The sequence below is a fragment of the Rhizobium sp. NPDC090275 genome (genome assembly GCF_044772225.1).
Taxonomy (GTDB): domain Bacteria; phylum Pseudomonadota; class Alphaproteobacteria; order Rhizobiales; family Rhizobiaceae; genus Rhizobium.
Map to the genome: position 1 here is coordinate 580,722 of NZ_JBIVYL010000003.1, position 15,504 is coordinate 596,225.

A 15,504-nucleotide genomic window follows, 5' to 3' on the forward strand; every position below is an offset into this window, starting at 1 on the left:
TTTAGCTGAGATTAATTTGCCATCATGCCCGCGTAAAACGAAGCGCCGGGCTTCGAAAATCTCGGTATCGAAGAGGAGTGGAGACATGAGAGTAAAAGCAATCGTCGCGGCCGTTCTGGTCGCCGGCATGGGGGTGACGTCGGTGTTGGCGGCCGGAGAGGGCACGCATGACGCACGCGTTGCCATGATGAAGAAGATCGGCGGCGCCACCGGTGCGCTCTCGGGCATCGCCAAGGGCGACAAGCCCTACGACGCCGAAGCCGTGAAGGCGGCGCTGACCACGATCTCGGAAACCGCCAAGGCCTTCCCGGATCAGTTCGGACCCGGCACGGAAAACGCATCCGCCGATTCCGAGGCGAGCCCGAAGATCTGGGAAAACATGGATGACTTCAAGGCTCGCTCGGCCAAGCTCGGCACGGATGCCGACACGCTGCTCGCCCAGCTTCCGGCAGACGCCGCAGGCGTCGGCGCCGGCCTGAAGACGCTTGGCGCCAACTGCGGCGGCTGTCATCAGAACTACCGCGTGAAGAAGGAATAGTCTCTCACATCGACCGGTCTTCTACGATCCGCCTGGCCTTGCCCGCCGGGCGGATCGCTTTATGTCCAGTAAGCGTCAAGGACGATGGGAGAGCAGTGCATGTTTCGCAGGTTTATCAGGTTCGTTCTCTGTCTCGTCGGCGTTGCCGTGGTCGGTGGCGCCGTTTTTTACCTGGTAACCGCGCCCAATCCGCTGCCTGAGAGCCATTGGGCAAACCTCGGCGCTCCTGACGTCAAGAACGGCGAAATGGTCTTCTGGGCCGGCGGCTGCGTCAGCTGTCACGCGGCGCCGGGGGCTGAAGGCGATGCCAAGCTGACGCTGTCTGGCGGGCTGGCGTTGAAGAGCCCCTTCGGCACCTTCCACGTTCCCAACATCTCGCCCGACGAACAGGCCGGCATCGGCAAATGGACGCTCGCTCAATTTGGCAATGCCATGAAGCGCGGCGTCGCGCCCAATGGCGCCCATCTCTACCCGTCCTTCCCCTATGCCTCCTACGTCAGAATGACCGACAAGGACGTCAACGACCTCTATGCCTACATGAAGACCCTGCCGAAGAGCAGCAACGTCGCGCCGCCGCATGAGCTGCCATTCCCGTTCAACATCCGGCTGGCGCTCGGCGGCTGGAAGTTCCTCTATTTCAATGACAGCCCACGCGTCGTGCTTGCCAATGCCGACGACAAGGTCAAACGCGGCCAGTATCTGGTCGAGGGCCTCGGCCATTGCGGCGAATGCCATACCCCGCGCGACGCGCTGGGCGGCCTGAAGCCCGATCTGTGGCTCGCCGGCGCGCCCAATCCGGAAGGGCAGGGCACGATCCCCAACATCACGCCGGGCTCGAAAGCCATCGGCGAATGGAGCGAGGCCGACATCGCCAATTATCTCGAAACCGGCTTCACGCCCGATTTCGATTCGGCCGGCGGATCGATGACCGAGGTGCAGCAGAACGTCGCTCACCTACCCAAGGCTGATCTGGAGGCGATCGCCGCCTACCTGAAGGCGGTGCCTGGTCATTGAGGGTAGAAATACCCCAAAATCGCCGCATTGCAGCATTTATTAGCAATTTCGACTGAATGCCCCGCAGTGGCACATGCCGCTGCCGAATGACGATCCTCAAACGTCTTGCGAAAGGCCAGCTGAAATGCACAGCTCATCAGTATCTCCCGCCCGTGGTGCCGCCTCGAACGCTTCCGCCAATGATCTCGAAGCGGTCGCGCGCAAGGGCGGCAAGCTCAAGCGCATGGCGGTCCGCATCCCCACCTACATGGCCGATATCCGCGAGAACCCGGCCTGGCTGCCGATGTTTCTGCTCGCCCGCACCATTCCCGGCCGCCGCGCCCATTGGCTGACGGCCAAGAAGAGCAACGGCGCGATCGACAACTTGCCCACGATCTTCCAAGGCGTGAACGCCGAAACCGCCGTCGATGCGCTGAACCGAGACGGCATCTTCCCCGATTTGCAGCTGCCGCCGGATATCACCGAGGAGATATCCGCCTTCGGCCACGCCACCCCGTGCTTCGGCAATTTCGACCGCAAGATAGAGTTCACCGCATCGGACCACCGCGCCACCGAAGACCGGCTCGGCCGCCCCATCCTCTCCGGCCACCATTTCGAGCGGGCGCTGGATTGCCCGGCGGTGCTGACCGTGCAACGCGATCCGCTTCTGTCGGAGATCGCCCGCCGCTATCTCGGCGCCCAGGCGCAATTGATCACCACCCGCACATGGTGGAGCTTCCCCACCAAGGCCAGCGAAGCCGACCGCAGCCTTGCATCGCTCGACAAGTATCACTTCGATCTCGACGATTGGCGGATGCTGAAGTTCTTCTTCTATCTCGTGGATGTCGATCAGGGCACCGGCCCGCACGTCTTCGTCCGCGGCAGCCACAACAAGCGCCGCATGAAGCACCAGCTGACCCTGCTGGTCGGCCACCCCGCCGACGAGATCATCGATTACTACGGCAAGGACAGCCCGATCACGCTGACCGGCAGGGCCGGCTCCGGCTTCGTGGAAGACCCCTTCGGATTCCACATGGGAACCGTCGCCACCGAAAAACCGCGCCTGATGATGGAAATCGGCTTCGGCGTCTCCAAACCCTCCCGCCGCCGCTTCCACGGCGAACCGGTGCTGCGCTAGCGAGCGCAGCCAATCTGGCGGACATTGCGGACCATACGGAAATCCCGTATGGTCTAGTGATGACTACAGACAGGTTCGATCCCAGGAAGGACGGGGCTTTGCCGGCTGATCCTGCTGACGCCGACGATTTCGGCGTAACGGCCGAAGCGCTGGATCGCGCCCAGCGCGCCCGCCTCATCCGCCGGACGAGAACCCAGCTCGGGCTGTCGCAATCCGAGTTCGCGCGCCGTTTCCGCGTGCCAGTCGGCACCTTGCGCGATTGGGAGCAGGCTCGCGCGACGGCACCGGCATTCGCCGTCGCTTACATGCGGGTGATCCAGCAGTTTCCCGAGATCGTCGCCAAGGCCGTTGCCTGACCAGCGATCGCAGGCGCCTAAGCCAGCGCCTGCAGATAGCGCATGCCGGTGACCGGGCGCGGGATGAAGTCCATATGTTCGTAGAAGCGGTGCGCCTGGATATTGCCGGTCGCGGCGCTGACCGAGAGGTAGCCGCAGCCGGCGTTGCGGGCGGTATCGCGGGCGCGGTTGACGAGATGCTGGCCGACGCCGTGGCCGCGATGGCCGTCGCGCACGAAGAGGTGGTGCAGATCCATGCCGCGCGCGCCTTCCTGTGCACGATAGAGCGGCACGAGAATGGCGTATCCGATCAGGCCCTCGTCGGTCTCCGCAACGAGCGCGGTGATCCAGGGCAGGGGGCCGAACAGGTCGCGCTCGAGCTGCTCCGGCGTCGAGCCGGCGGCGTCGCCGTGGTGCTTGGCGAGCAGCGCGATCATGTCGTTGAGTTCGGGAAGGTCGCGCGGCTTGGCGGCGCGGATATTGATCACCGGCGGACGGATCAATGAGATTTCGCTGTCTTCGATGTCGGTCATGTCTTTGCGTCCCAGTCTGGCGTTTCGTGGTGTTCTGCCGTCAGGACGCTTGAGATACAACAAAACCGCCTGACGGCGGCTTGTTGACAATAAGATCTGTCCAGCCGCCCTTTACAGGTACAGCCAAAAATACGAGCGGTTGATGTGCGCGTTCTTGATCATGAGCAGATGAATCATCCAGAACGCGCCTTTTGTCAATGGCCTCTTTTGCGTTGGGTTGTTCGAGGCAGTCAAAGACCCTCTCTGGCCTGCCGGCCATCTCCCCACAAGGGGGGAGAAGACCCGTGGCGCGCGTCTGCCTCAATTGGGCTCGGCCGATGTGGCTGGGTTAAGCCCTCCCCCTTGTGGGGAGGGTTGGGGAGGGGTCTTTTGTTCATGCGATTCTCTGCCCGCCCTTACGCCACCGTCTCGCCAATCGCGCAGCGTCCGCCCTCGCAAACCTCTCCCACCACTTCGTCGACAATTCCGAGCAGGCTTTCCAAGCTTTCCCTTGTATGATAGGGTACCCCCCTATCCTATATCGAGAAGATCATGTCCCACACCCAGCACAACAAGAAAAAGCTGATCGCCCGCATCAACAGGCTGAAGGGCCAGATGGATGCGGTGGAGCGGGCGCTCGAGGCGGAAAAGCCCTGCGGCGAGATCCTGCAGCTGCTCTCTTCCATCCGCGGCGCGCTGAACGGGCTGACCGGCGAGGTGCTGGATGATCACCTGCACGAGCATGTCCTGCACGCTGCCGACGAGAAGGCGCGCAGCGAGGCCGTCGAGGAAATTTCCGAGGTTCTGAGAACCTACATCCGCTGATGCGCCTGAGGGCGCGAGACCACTGACGAGACCACCGACAAGGAGCGTGCGATGAGCGCACAGACAAGCAGCCTGCAGCACGAGCACGTCTTCCTCGGCGAGGACCATGACCGCAATACCCGCCGCATCTGGCTGGTCATCGCGTTGACCGCCTCGATGATGGTGGCCGAGATCGCCGCCGGTACATGGTATGGCTCGATGGCGCTGGTCGCCGATGGCTGGCACATGTCGACCCATGCGAGCGCCATGCTGATCTCGGCGCTGGCCTATCTCTATGCCCGCCGCCAGGCCCACAATCCGCGCTTCACCTTCGGCACCGGCAAGCTCGGTGATCTCGCCGGTTTCGCCAGCGCCATCATTCTGGTGCTGATCGCGCTGCTCATGGCCTATGAAAGCGTGCTGCGCATCGCCAATCCGGTTCCGATCAGCTTCTCCCAGGCCATCGGCGTCGCGGTCCTCGGCCTCGCCGTCAATGTGCTGAGCGCCTGGCTGCTGAAGGATGATCATCATCACCACGGCCACGCGCATGGCCACGGCCACGGGAGCCACGCGCCCCACGGCGATCACGCACATCACGGCTCCCACGCCCATCACGGAGATCATGCGCACCATGGCTCCCACGTCCATCATGGCGACCACGCCAGCCACGCCCCGCGCGCCACCGACAACAACATGCGCGCCGCCTATGTCCACGTCATCGCCGACGCGCTGACATCAGTGCTCGCCATCGCGGCACTTCTGCTCGGCAGCCTCTATGGCTGGCTCTGGCTCGATCCGCTGATGGGCATCGTCGGCGGCGTCATCATCGCGCAATGGGCCTGGGGCCTGATGAAGGCGTCGGGCGCCGTTCTGCTCGACACACTGCCTGCGGCGGGCGATCTGCCCAAGGCGATCCGCAAGGTCGTCGAGGCCGATGGCGACGAGATCACCGACCTGCACGTCTGGCAGGTCGGCCCCGGCCACCATGCGGCCATCGTCGCGGTCGCCACATCGGCCCCCCGCGCGCCGTCCTTCTACAAGGAGAAGCTCGCGACGCTCGGCCAATTGTCGCATGTGACGGTCGAGGTCACGCCGATGGCGGCCAAAAAGGCCGCCTGAGATAGTTCATGCCAGAGAAGGGCTTGATGCCGGGAATGCGAATCTGAAAGATCAACGCATTCCGATGGCGAAGGCGCGGGCGACGCAAGCGGGCCACAATCCCGCTTTAACCCGGTTCCCACCATTCTTAATTGATGCCTTCATCGATTCTGGCAGAGGTCTTTTCATGCATCGCTTTTCGATCCGCCGCCGCACGCTGCTCGGCTCTGCATTGCTCGCCCCGGCGCTGTTCCTGCCGGGGATCGTTCGCGCCGAAGACAGCGACGACGAGATCGACCGCCGCATCGGCGCGCTGGAAAAGCAGATCGGCGGACGCATCGGCGTATCGGTCATCGATACCGAGACCAACATCTCCTTCGGCTATCGCGAGACCGAGACCTTCCCGATGTTCAGCACCTTCAAGGTGCTCGCCGCCGCCATGGTGCTGTCGCGCGTCGACAAGGGCGAGGAAAATCTCGAACGCCGCGTGGTCTACGAGAAAGAGCAGCTCATCGCCTATTCGCCCGAAACCGAGAAGCACGTCGGCGGCGAGGGCATGAGCGTCGGCGATCTCTGCAAGGCGGCGATCACGCTGAGCGACAATACCGCGGCCAATCTCATCCTCGAAAGCCTCGGCGGCCCGAAGGAACTGACCAACTGGCTGCGCACGCTCGGGGACGGCTCCACCCGGCTCGACCGTATCGAGCCCGATCTCAACGATATCGCCAAGGACGATCCGCGCGACACCACGACGCCCGATGCCATGCTCGACACGCTCGGCAACATCGCGCTCGGCTCGGTCCTGTCCGAACCCTCGCAAAAGACGCTGATCGAGTGGATGGTCGCCAACACCACGGGCAACGAACGCCTGCGCACTGGCCTTCCGGAAACCTGGAAGATCGGCGACAAGACCGGTACCGGCAAGAACGGCTCCGCCGCCGACATCGCCATCTGCTGGCCCCCCGGCCACGGCCCCATCCTGATCGCCGTCTACGTCACCAACGCCACGGTTGCAACCGCCGAGATCAACCCGGTGTTCGCCGAGGTCGGGCGGATCGTGGCGGAGATGGCGTGAGGAGAGGCTGGAAATAGAGTATGTGGATCAATAGGATAAAGCAAGAAAGTGAATCTTGCTCGCATCTCGTTGAATCAATCTCTTAGCAGTTGGCTCCACCCTTGAGGTGCAGGCGAAGCGCCCCCATCCTCTCCCTCATTCTCGCCCTTGTGGCGGGAATCCAGCCGACGCGCGTCCGCGCGGCGAGAAGACTCTTCTTCGACCAAATGCTGGGAGCAGGTCATTCACGGCGCAGACGCGCCGTGGCTGGATTCCTGTCACAACGACAGGAATGAGGGTGGAGTTTGTGGCGCCGGGAGAGTCCTATCGCGGCGGCAGCAAACATGGGCCGCGACCTCGCGTCCCGGCAGCTGCGACCCGCCGACCCCTCACACCGCGCCGACATCCGCCGCAGCACTCTCGCCCTTGTCGTCATTGCCCGTCAGCTGGCGCTTCACCTCGTCGGCGATCTGCTTTTCGATCGCCGCGCGGTCGTCCATCGACATACCCTTCAGGCTGTCTTCGGTCATCCCGAGGCTGTCGAGCACCTGCTTGCGGATGCGTTCGGCGAGCGTCATGTTGGCGAGGTCGCTGAATTCGCTGACGATGGCGTCGTGGCGGGCTTTGGCGTCGTCTTCCACGCCTGACATCGTCTGGCTCTCGTCGGTCGCCTGCAGCGCCCACATCGTGCCGGAGATGGATGTCGGCGTCGTGCTGGGCGCAAGCGATGCGCCGCTCTGGCGAACGCTGTCTTCGATCGTCATCGGCTGCTGCTTGTTGCGCTGGCCGGATTGCTGGAAAAGATTGCCCAAGCCATAGGTGCTTGAGATGCTGTCGCCGATCTTCATGAAAATTCCCCCTGAGACAACGCACGGAAGAATTGCGTCGAAAGCCTGCGCCAGCCTTTCGTTGTCATGATCACGCGCTGCCATCGGAGGCCCAAACGCAAAATGGCCGCCCGGAGGCGGCCATTTCGGTGGTCGTTGAAGCCGCTTAGGGCAGCGTGTAGGCGATGACGTAGTCGCCCGGCTTGGTGCCGATCGATCCGTGTCCGCCGGCCACCATCACGACATACTGCTTGTTGTCCGAGGTCGTGTAGGTCATCGGCGTCGACTGGCCACCAGCCGGCAGGCGGGCCTGCCACAGCTGCTTGCCGTTGGTCACGTCGTAGGCGCGAAGGTAGTCGTCGACCGCAGCACCGAGGAAGGCAACGCCGCCCTTGGTGATGATCGGGCCGCCGATGCCGGGAACGCCGAGTTTGAAGGGCATCGGAAGCGGGCTCATGTCGCGAACCGTGCCGTTCACCAGCTTGTAGGCGGTCTTGCCCGTGGTGAGATCGGCGCCGGCGACGTAACCCCATGGCGGTGCCTGGCAGGGGATGCCGAGCGGGCCGAGGAACGGACCCATGACCACGCCGTAAGGCGCGCCGTCATTGCGGTTCAGGCCCTGTTCGCTGCCCTTTTCGCCTGCACTCTTCGGCGGGATGTCGGCTGCAGGAACCAGGCGCGAGGTGAAGGCGAGATAGGTCGGCATGCCGAACATGATCTGCCGTTCAGGATCGACCGCGACAGAGCCCCAGTTGAAGGTGCCGAAATTGCCCGGATAGACGATTGTGCCTTCCAGCGATGGCGGCGTATAGCGGCCTTCATACTTCAAGCGGTGGAACTCGATGCGGCACACGAGCTGATCGAACAGCGACACGCCCCACATGTTCTTCTCCTGCAGCGGTGGCGGCGAGAAGGTGAGGTCGGAGATCGGCTGCGTCGGCGCAGCATGGTCCTCGGGGATCGTGCCCTGCGGCGCGGGGATTTCCTTGAACGGAATGATCGCCTCGCCAGTGCGGCGGTCGAGCACATAGAGGTCGCCCTGCTTGGTGGGAGCCACGAGTGCCGGAACGACCGTACCGTCAGCCTTCTTCATATCGAAGAGAACGGGCTGTGCCGGAACGTCCATGTCCCACAAGTCGTGATGCACGAACTGCTGGACCCAGCGCAACTGGCCGGTCTTCATGTCCAGAGCAACGACCGACGACGAGAATTTCTCGACATTGGCGCTTCTGTTCATGCCGAGCTGGTCGGGGACTTGGTTGCCGAGCGGCACGTAGATCAGGCCGAGACCTTCGTCAGCCGACAGAACCGACCAGCTGTTGGGCGAGTTGGTCGTGTAGGTCTGGCCCTCGGGCAGCGGCGTCGTGACGTCGGGGTTGCCCGAATCCCAGTTCCAGACCAGCGCGCCGGTGTGGATGTCGAAGGCGCGGATGACGCCGGACTGCTCCTGGGTGGAGTAGTTGTCGTTGACGGCGCCGCCGATGATCAGCTTGCCGTCGATCGCCACCGGCGGCGAGGTCGAATAGTAGTAGCCGGCGGGGTTGTACTTCATGCCCTTTTCGAGGTGCAGCGTACCCTGTTCGGCGAAATCGGTGCAGACCTTGCCGTCGAGCGCGTCGAGCGCGATCAGGCGGGCATCGGCGGTCGGCAGGTAGACGCGGTCGACGCAGGGTGCGCCGGCAGCCGCTGCCGTGTCGTGGTAGTAGGTAACGCCACGGCACGTCTGGTGCTGTCGGTCGGGATTCATGCCGGAATTGGCGTCGAACTTCCACTTTTCCTTGCCGGTCTTGGCATCCAGCGCGATGGCAAGGTTGTGCGGCGTGCAGATGTAGAGCGTGTCGCCAACCTTGAGCGGCGTGACCTGGTAGGTCGTCTCGCCAACATCGTCCGGCCGCTTCACGTCGCCGGTCTGGTAGCGCCAAATCTCTTTCAGGTCCTTGACGTTGCTGACGTTCACCTGCTCCAGCGGCGAATAGCGCTGGCCGAAGGGCGTGCGGCCATACTGGTGCCACTCGCCGTCGGTCACCGTGCCGCCGAATGTCGTGGTGCCGGTCATGGCCGTCGGCAGGCTGCCGTTCTGGTCATGCGGGTCCGTCGTCATCGAGTAGCCGGCGACCACGATCGCGATCAGAACCGGAATGGCGAGCGGCCAAGGGCTGGCCGGGTAGGGCGCGCCGGTCGTGCCGGAAAAGCCGAGTGGACGGCGGATCCAGGGCGTAAGCAGCCACAGGCCGAGCAGGATGATCAGGCCACCGCGCGGTCCGAGCTGCCACCAGTCGAAGCCGACTTCGTTGATCGCCCAGACGAGCGAAACGACGACGAGCACGGCATAGACCCAAAGGGCCGACGCCTTGCGCTTCAAGAGCAGTGCAGCGGTCAGCAGGAACATGATGCCTGCGAAGAGATAGAAGAAGTTGCCACCGAGCAGCACGAGCCAGAGCCCGCCTCCGCCAAGTGCCAATCCTATCAGAATGAAGAGGATGGATGTTAAGACGATCGCCATCAGGCCGGTCTCCAACTGAAATGCATAAAGCTCCCGAGGGGTATCGGGAGTGGTCAGGAATGCACGCAAACGGCGAACAAGACATTTTGCCGCAAGCGTCATCAGCGGAAATAGAGCGGCCCCATCTGCCTTTCAACCGCCACAATATGGGGGGCTCAGAAGTGGCTAAAATATGCGACAGAATCCGGATTTAAGGGCGCGCGTTGAATCTGAACCTCGGTTCCCGTCACGAAAAAGCCATGAAAACCGGGCGTTTGGCCGCGACAAGCCACTGGAGGCGCGCTAGCGCCCTGGTAGTGGAATGCGGCCGGTCACGTCCCGCAAAATGTCTGCAGCACCCGCTCCTCGGGCTTGGGCGGCTGCATGTAGGCGGTAAACTCCGCGTGATCCTCATAGGGCTTGGCGAGAACGTCGAGCAGCGCTTCGAAGAGCGAGAAATCCGCATCCTCGACGGCGGCCGCGATCGCCTGCTCGATGCGGTGATTGCGCGAGATGAAGGCGGGGTTGACGCCAAGCATCGAGACGCTGCGTTCGGCAGCACTCGTCGTCTCGCGCGCAAGCCGCTCCCGCCAGCGCACCAGCCATTCCTTCGCCGCCGCGCTGTCGCTGAACGTCTCGAGGAATGCGTCTTCAGCGCCATCGTCGGCCGCTAGGTGCGACAGGCGCCGGAAGCTCAGCGTGAAATCCGCCTGTCCCACCTGCATCGTGGAAAGCAGCGACTGGATCAGCGAGAGATCGTCGTCTTCCACATCAGCAAGACCGATCTTCTCGCGCATTCCCCGCATCCAGTGCAGCTGGAAGCGCTCGCCGTAATCCTTGATGACCACATTGGCGATCTCCACCGCCTTGTCCTGATCGGCGTCGATCAGCGGCAGTAGCGTTTCGCCGAGCCGCGCCAGGTTCCACTGCCCGATGCCGGGCTGGCTGGCATAGGCATAGCGGCCGTTCTGGTCGATCGAGGAAAACACCTTGCCGGGATCATAGGCATCCATGAAGGCGCAGGGGCCGAAATCGATCGTCTCGCCCGAGACGGTCATGTTGTCGGTGTTCATCACGCCATGGATGAAGCCGATATGCAGCCACTTGGCGATCAGCGCCGCCTGTCGCTCGGCGATAGCCTCGAACAGCGCGATATAGGGATTGGCCCCGTCCTTCAGCTCGGGATAGTGCCGATCGATGACGTAGTCGGCGAGCGCCCGCACGCCCTCGGTATCGCCGCGCGCCGCAAAGAACTGGAAGGTGCCAACCCGGATATGGCTTGCTGCCACGCGGGTAAAGACACCACCCGGCAGGATCTGCTCGCGATAGACAGGCTGCCCCGTCGAGACCGCCGCCAACGCCCGCGTCGCCGGCACGCCGAGCGCATGCATGGCCTCGCTGACGATATATTCGCGCAACACCGGCCCGAGCGCCGCGCGCCCGTCGCCCCGCCGCGAAAACGGTGTCGCGCCCGCGCCCTTCAGCTGGATATCGCGGCGCCGGCCTTTGATGTCGATCACCTCGCCAAGCAGGATCGCCCGCCCGTCGCCGAGCTGCGGCACGAAGCTGCCGAACTGATGCCCCGCATAGGCCATCGCCAGCGGATCTGCGCCCTCAGGTACGAGATTGCCGGAAAAGATCGCCGCCCCATCGCGCTTCAGAAGCTCGACGTCGAGCCCGAGCTCTTGCGCCAGTGGCTCGTTGAGCTTGATCAGCCACGGCTCGGCGGCCGCGGACGGCGCCTGCCGGGCGAAGAAATTCTGCGGCAACCGCGCATAGCTGTTGTCGAAGGGGAAGGGGCGTGACGTCTGTGCAGGTGCAATGATCATAGGCTTTAGGTAGGGCTCAGGCCATGCCGGCGCAAGCGCTCATGCGCCGTGTGTTGGCCCAAAGTTCATCGGTTGCGCCCGCCACCGCCGCCACCTCCACCTCCACCACCGCCACCGCCGTGACCGCCACCACCTCCACCGCCCTTGCCACGGCCATTGCGGGAAGACGCCTGCGCGCCACTACCGGTGTCTTCAGGGAATTCGACCTCCGCCGTGGATTTGACGATCGTTTTCGCCCGATATGGAACGATGTTTGCCGCGCCCAATTCACCCTCGGTCTTCTGGCAAGTATAGTGGGTGCTGCCGCCATTGCGGATCAGGACGTCGTTGCCGCCCTTGCTTTTGACGAACGTCATGTCGTGGCCAACGAGCCGCGCACTCTTCTTTCCGAGCTTCTCGCTCTTCATCTGGTAGAAGGTGCCGCCGACGCTAAGGACCGACTTTTCCCAGTAGACATCGACAGAAGGGCTGCCGCCGCATTTCTGATAGGCCTCGGCACTTCCGGCAATCAGAACGGCCGTTGCCGCCGCGATGAGATGTAGACGCATCTGCCCCTCTCTCCCATTGTCGCCGGCGGCCAAGGCGCCCCGGCGCTCCTTTACCAAGAGCTTGCGCGCGTTGGTGTGGAAAGCAATTCGGAAATAGGGTGTAGCGCCCGCGCCGATTGCTGCCGCCTGGCCGCAGTGGTAGGATTAAATCGCACCTCCAGACGCAAACGCGGGAGACACACATGGAAAAGCTCAGCATCACGCTGCCAACGGAAATGGTCGATGTGATCAATGCCGAGATCGATGCCGGCGCCTTCGCCTCCACCAGCGAAGTCATCCGCGCCGCCATGCGCGCCTGGATGCGCCAGGAGGAAGAGCACAAGGAACGCATCGCCGCCATAAGGGCGCGCGTGCAGGAATCGCTCGATGATCCCCGGCCCAGATTGAGCAGCCAGGAGATGCGGGCCGCAATCGACGCACTCTATGAAAAGCACCGGTGAGCGATGAGCGGCTACCGGGTGGAATATCTGCCAGCGGCGTTCAGCGGTATCGAGGAGATCTTCAGATATGTATTGGACGGTAGCCAGAACCATGTGACGGCAGAGCGGTATATCGACCGTATCTATGAGCGCTGCAACAATATCGCCGACGCGCCTTTCGGCGGCGTCTCGCGCGCCGACCTGGGCCTCGATCTCAGGATGGCGGTTTTCGAGCGCAAGGTGATCATACTCTACCGCGTCGAGGCCGACACCATCCTCATCACCAACATCTTCTCCGGCGGTCGCGACTACGAAACGCTGATGCGCGATCATCGCTAATATACCCATACGCTGAGCTCACATCAGCCTTGCCATTTCAGCATAACCCCGCCACATTTGCGGGCGTATATAAAAACTTCATTCACCCTTGGCGCTTTGCCATTTCATGCCCGCGGCGATTGCCTTCGCGCTTGAGCCGCGTATTCGCGAGCGATCCCTGACGATGTCGGATCAGATCTACCAGGCGGCTGTCGTTGGACGCCCGCAACTCAATTTCCGCTTGATTGCGATGATCGTAGCCAGCGCCATGTTCATGGAGCAGCTGGACGCCACGGTTCTGGCCACTGCACTTCCCACCATGGCGCGCGATTTCGGCGTCAGCGCACCGTCAATGAGTATCGCGCTGACATCCTATCTGCTCAGCCTCGCCATCTTCATTCCGGCAAGCGGCCTGATTGCCGATCGCTTCGGCTCGCGCACCGTCTTTCGCTGGGCCATCGTCGTCTTCGTTCTCGGCTCCATCTGCTGCGCGCTGTCGCCCAATCTCTGGTGTCTGGTGTTTGCCCGCCTGCTGCAGGGTCTCGGCGGCGCCATGATGATGCCGGTCGGCCGTCTCGTGCTTTTGCGCAGCGTCGCCCGCAAGGACATGGTCAATGCCATGTCGTGGCTGCTGGTGCCGGCGCTGATCGGCCCGATCCTCGGTCCACCCGTTGGCGGCATGATCGTCACCTATCTCGACTGGCGCTGGATCTTTTACATCAACGTCCCGATCGGCATCCTCGGCTTCGTCCTGGTCTCGATCTTCATCGAGAATTTCAAGGGCGAGACGAAGAAGCGCTTCGACACCATCGGCTTCATCCTGTCTGGCATCGCGCTCGGCTCGCTGCTCTTCGGCTTCGAAAGCTCCAGCCGTCCGGGCGAGGGGATGTTCGCGCTGTTCCTGATCACGATCGGCCTGCTCTTCGGCATCGCCTATCTCAAGCACGCGCGAAAGCATCCCGCGCCGATCATGGATTTCTCGCTGATGAAGGTGCCGAGCTTCGGCACGTCCGTCATCGCCGGCTCGCTCACCCGCATCACGCAGGGCGCGCAACCATTCCTGCTGCCGCTCTATTTCCAGCTCGGCTTCGGCCTCTCCGCCGCCAAGGCCGGCCAGCTGGTGACGGCAGCGGCCATCGGCTCCATGGCGATGAAGGCCTTCGCGCCGAGGATCCTGCGCCGCTTCGGCTTCCGCAACGCGTTGGTGTTCAATGGTTTCACCGCCACCTTCGGCTACGCGCTCTGCGCCTTCTTCCGGCCTGACTGGCCGCTCGGCTTGATCTTCGCCGTGCTCGTCATGTGCGGCTTCTTCATGTCGTTCCAGTTCACCGCCTATAACACGGTCGCCTATGACGCGATCGAGCGCGACCGCATGAGCGCCGCTACCAGCTTTTACGTGACCTTCCAGCAGCTGATGCTGTCGCTCGGCATCTGCGTCGGCGCCTTCGTGCTGCATATCTCGATGTCGGCAACCGGCAGCGGCGACACGCCGCAACTGCACGACTTCTCGGCCGCCTTCTTGTTCGTGACTGCGGTCTCGCTCACCGCCACCTTCTGGAACCTGCGCTTTTCGCGCACGGCCGGCGCCGATATCAGCGGCCACGGCGGCAACAAGGCGGTCCACGCCGAGCACTGAACTCAAGCAGCTGCCGGCACACAAGCCTCGCAGATCGCCGCCACATGGCGGTGATCGGTGCCGCAACAGCCACCGACGATCCTGATCTCGGGCATATCGCGCAACAACACCCGATACCGCTCCCCGAGATCTGACGGATCGCCGGCATCGAGCGTCTCGCTTTCGTCGAGTTCCGCATGGCTCATCCGCGAAGCATTGGCACGCAGGCCACGGATGCGCCGCGTCCAGCCGCTGTTCGCGGCTAGCGCGCCTGCAAAATGCGTCGGGTGCGCGCAGTTGATCATGTAGTAGGCGGGCGAGCCGCCGGTCGCCGCATCCGTGGTCTCGATCGCATCCTGCAGGCTCCGCCCCGTCACCAGCCGACCGTCGGTCTCTACCGTGAACGAGATCGCGCAGGGCATATTATTGGCCGCCGCCGCACGCGCCACCCCGATTGCCTCGTCGATATTGGTCAGCGTATAGGCGGCCACCATGTCGGCCTCGCTCTGGGCAAAGCTTTTGATCTGCGCCCCATGATAATCCTTCGCCTCGGCGGCATTCATGTTGCCCGCCTTGTAGCCATCGCCACGCGGCCCGATCGCCCCTGAGATCACGATCGGCCGCCCCGGTTCCTCGTATTTGTAGCGAAGCGGCAGCAGCAGGTCGATCGCCGCCAAATTCACTCGGTGCAGCGCCTCGGCGTCGTAGCCGAGCTTCTCACCCCAATCGGCATTGGCCCGCCATGTCGGCGTGTCCAGGATGAAACCGGTCCGGTGCTTGCGGGCAATGTCGAGATAGCGGCGATAATAGACCAGCAACCGGTCCCGCCCTTCCTCGTCGTCAACCATCACGAAGGAAGCGAAATGCGGCAGCTCCATCCCGTCGTGAAAGATGAAGGTCGTCTCCATGCCCCCGTCACTTGCATAAAACCCGCCGTCGATCTGCGGCAGATGCGCTCTGTACTTCGCCATATCGGTCCCTCCCGGCAAACAGG

General features: G+C 63.1%; 16 protein-coding genes. 10 read left to right on the forward strand and 6 right to left on the reverse strand.

From position 1 onward, the window contains the following. Positions 1-85 precede the first annotated feature (85 nt). The 4 genes from ACIQUB_RS10820 (at position 86) to ACIQUB_RS10835 (ending at position 3,025) form a co-directional block, all read left to right on the forward strand. A complete protein-coding gene (locus tag ACIQUB_RS10820; RefSeq protein ID WP_113196726.1) occupies positions 86-538 on the forward strand; it encodes a cytochrome c in 453 nt (150 codons plus the stop codon). A gap of 99 nt (positions 539-637) precedes the next feature. Beyond that, positions 638-1,552: a cytochrome c gene (locus ACIQUB_RS10825; RefSeq protein ID WP_113239732.1), complete on the forward strand. Its 915-nt coding sequence runs from the start codon at positions 638-640 to the stop codon at positions 1,550-1,552. A gap of 124 nt (positions 1,553-1,676) precedes the next feature. Then, positions 1,677-2,669, forward strand: a complete 993-nt coding sequence (locus ACIQUB_RS10830; RefSeq protein WP_402929391.1) for a phytanoyl-CoA dioxygenase family protein — start codon at positions 1,677-1,679, stop codon at positions 2,667-2,669. A 98-nt stretch (positions 2,670-2,767) separates the two neighbouring features. Then, positions 2,768-3,025, forward strand: a complete 258-nt coding sequence (locus tag ACIQUB_RS10835) for a helix-turn-helix domain-containing protein (RefSeq protein ID WP_402929392.1) — start codon at positions 2,768-2,770, stop codon at positions 3,023-3,025. Positions 3,026-3,042: 17 nt separating this feature from the next. On the opposite strand, the gene ACIQUB_RS10840 is transcribed toward ACIQUB_RS10835, so the two are convergent. After that, complete coding sequence (locus tag ACIQUB_RS10840) at positions 3,043-3,537, reverse strand: GNAT family N-acetyltransferase (protein WP_018902505.1); 495 nt, start codon at positions 3,535-3,537, stop codon at positions 3,043-3,045. A gap of 531 nt (positions 3,538-4,068) precedes the next feature. Between ACIQUB_RS10840 and dmeR the strand changes: the two genes are divergently transcribed. From dmeR to bla, 3 genes are all read left to right on the forward strand, one after another. Further along, positions 4,069-4,341: a Ni(II)/Co(II)-sensing transcriptional repressor DmeR gene (gene dmeR / locus ACIQUB_RS10845; RefSeq protein ID WP_018902506.1), complete on the forward strand. Its 273-nt coding sequence runs from the start codon at positions 4,069-4,071 to the stop codon at positions 4,339-4,341. A 51-nt stretch (positions 4,342-4,392) separates the two neighbouring features. Further along, complete coding sequence (gene dmeF / locus ACIQUB_RS10850) at positions 4,393-5,439, forward strand: CDF family Co(II)/Ni(II) efflux transporter DmeF (protein ID WP_113239205.1); 1,047 nt, start codon at positions 4,393-4,395, stop codon at positions 5,437-5,439. A gap of 166 nt (positions 5,440-5,605) precedes the next feature. Next, entirely contained in the window at positions 5,606-6,493 is an 888-nt protein-coding gene (gene bla / locus ACIQUB_RS10855) for a class A beta-lactamase (protein ID WP_113239204.1), read from the forward strand. 368 nt (positions 6,494-6,861) lie between these two features. Here the strand turns inward: bla and ACIQUB_RS10860 are convergent, their stop codons facing one another. From ACIQUB_RS10860 to ACIQUB_RS10875, 4 genes are all read right to left on the reverse strand, one after another. Beyond that, positions 6,862-7,320, reverse strand: coding sequence for a hypothetical protein (locus tag ACIQUB_RS10860; protein WP_113239203.1), 459 nt, complete (start codon positions 7,318-7,320; stop codon positions 6,862-6,864). A gap of 145 nt (positions 7,321-7,465) precedes the next feature. Further along, positions 7,466-9,802 carry a glucose/quinate/shikimate family membrane-bound PQQ-dependent dehydrogenase gene (locus ACIQUB_RS10865; RefSeq protein ID WP_113239202.1) on the reverse strand — a complete coding sequence of 779 codons (2,337 nt, stop codon included), beginning with the start codon at positions 9,800-9,802 and terminating at the stop codon, positions 7,466-7,468. A gap of 311 nt (positions 9,803-10,113) precedes the next feature. Beyond that, positions 10,114-11,610, reverse strand: coding sequence for a protein adenylyltransferase SelO (locus ACIQUB_RS10870; protein ID WP_113239201.1), 1,497 nt, complete (start codon positions 11,608-11,610; stop codon positions 10,114-10,116). A 65-nt stretch (positions 11,611-11,675) separates the two neighbouring features. Continuing rightward, a complete protein-coding gene (locus tag ACIQUB_RS10875; RefSeq protein WP_402929393.1) occupies positions 11,676-12,158 on the reverse strand; it encodes a hypothetical protein in 483 nt (160 codons plus the stop codon). A gap of 182 nt (positions 12,159-12,340) precedes the next feature. Here ACIQUB_RS10875 and ACIQUB_RS10880 point away from each other — a divergent pair, with 182 nt between their 5' ends. The 3 genes from ACIQUB_RS10880 (at position 12,341) to ACIQUB_RS10890 (ending at position 14,531) form a co-directional block, all read left to right on the forward strand. Continuing rightward, positions 12,341-12,598, forward strand: a complete 258-nt coding sequence (locus tag ACIQUB_RS10880; RefSeq protein ID WP_112820190.1) for a type II toxin-antitoxin system ParD family antitoxin — start codon at positions 12,341-12,343, stop codon at positions 12,596-12,598. 3 nt (positions 12,599-12,601) lie between these two features. Beyond that, positions 12,602-12,916: a type II toxin-antitoxin system RelE/ParE family toxin gene (locus ACIQUB_RS10885; RefSeq protein ID WP_113239826.1), complete on the forward strand. Its 315-nt coding sequence runs from the start codon at positions 12,602-12,604 to the stop codon at positions 12,914-12,916. Positions 12,917-13,079: 163 nt separating this feature from the next. Further along, entirely contained in the window at positions 13,080-14,531 is a 1,452-nt protein-coding gene (locus ACIQUB_RS10890; RefSeq protein WP_113239828.1) for a DHA2 family efflux MFS transporter permease subunit, read from the forward strand. 2 nt (positions 14,532-14,533) lie between these two features. On the opposite strand, the gene ACIQUB_RS10895 is transcribed toward ACIQUB_RS10890, so the two are convergent. Next, positions 14,534-15,481 (reverse strand): homocysteine S-methyltransferase family protein, encoded by a 948-nt coding sequence (locus tag ACIQUB_RS10895; RefSeq protein WP_402929394.1) that lies wholly within the window; start codon positions 15,479-15,481, stop codon positions 14,534-14,536. Positions 15,482-15,504: the final 23 nt, after the last annotated feature.

Bases quoted from the DNA above. Each gene is read 5' to 3' on its own strand.
- ACIQUB_RS10885 (WP_113239826.1), top strand. From the start codon at position 12,602: ATGAGCGGCTACCGGGTGGAATATCTGCCAGCGGCGTTCAGCGGTATC.
- ACIQUB_RS10880 (WP_112820190.1), top strand. From the start codon at position 12,341: ATGGAAAAGCTCAGCATCACGCTGCCAACGGAAATGGTCGATGTGATC.
- ACIQUB_RS10820 (WP_113196726.1), top strand. From the start codon at position 86: ATGAGAGTAAAAGCAATCGTCGCGGCCGTTCTGGTCGCCGGCATGGGG.
- ACIQUB_RS10825 (WP_113239732.1), top strand. From the start codon at position 638: ATGTTTCGCAGGTTTATCAGGTTCGTTCTCTGTCTCGTCGGCGTTGCC.
- dmeF (WP_113239205.1), top strand. From the start codon at position 4,393: ATGAGCGCACAGACAAGCAGCCTGCAGCACGAGCACGTCTTCCTCGGC.
- ACIQUB_RS10875 (WP_402929393.1), bottom strand. From the start codon at position 12,158: ATGCGTCTACATCTCATCGCGGCGGCAACGGCCGTTCTGATTGCCGGA.
- dmeR (WP_018902506.1), top strand. From the start codon at position 4,069: ATGTCCCACACCCAGCACAACAAGAAAAAGCTGATCGCCCGCATCAAC.
- ACIQUB_RS10865 (WP_113239202.1), bottom strand. From the start codon at position 9,802: ATGGCGATCGTCTTAACATCCATCCTCTTCATTCTGATAGGATTGGCA.
- bla (WP_113239204.1), top strand. From the start codon at position 5,606: ATGCATCGCTTTTCGATCCGCCGCCGCACGCTGCTCGGCTCTGCATTG.
- ACIQUB_RS10830 (WP_402929391.1), top strand. From the start codon at position 1,677: ATGCACAGCTCATCAGTATCTCCCGCCCGTGGTGCCGCCTCGAACGCT.
- ACIQUB_RS10890 (WP_113239828.1), top strand. From the start codon at position 13,080: ATGTCGGATCAGATCTACCAGGCGGCTGTCGTTGGACGCCCGCAACTC.
- ACIQUB_RS10895 (WP_402929394.1), bottom strand. From the start codon at position 15,481: ATGGCGAAGTACAGAGCGCATCTGCCGCAGATCGACGGCGGGTTTTAT.
- ACIQUB_RS10860 (WP_113239203.1), bottom strand. From the start codon at position 7,320: ATGAAGATCGGCGACAGCATCTCAAGCACCTATGGCTTGGGCAATCTT.
- ACIQUB_RS10870 (WP_113239201.1), bottom strand. From the start codon at position 11,610: ATGATCATTGCACCTGCACAGACGTCACGCCCCTTCCCCTTCGACAAC.
- ACIQUB_RS10840 (WP_018902505.1), bottom strand. From the start codon at position 3,537: ATGACCGACATCGAAGACAGCGAAATCTCATTGATCCGTCCGCCGGTG.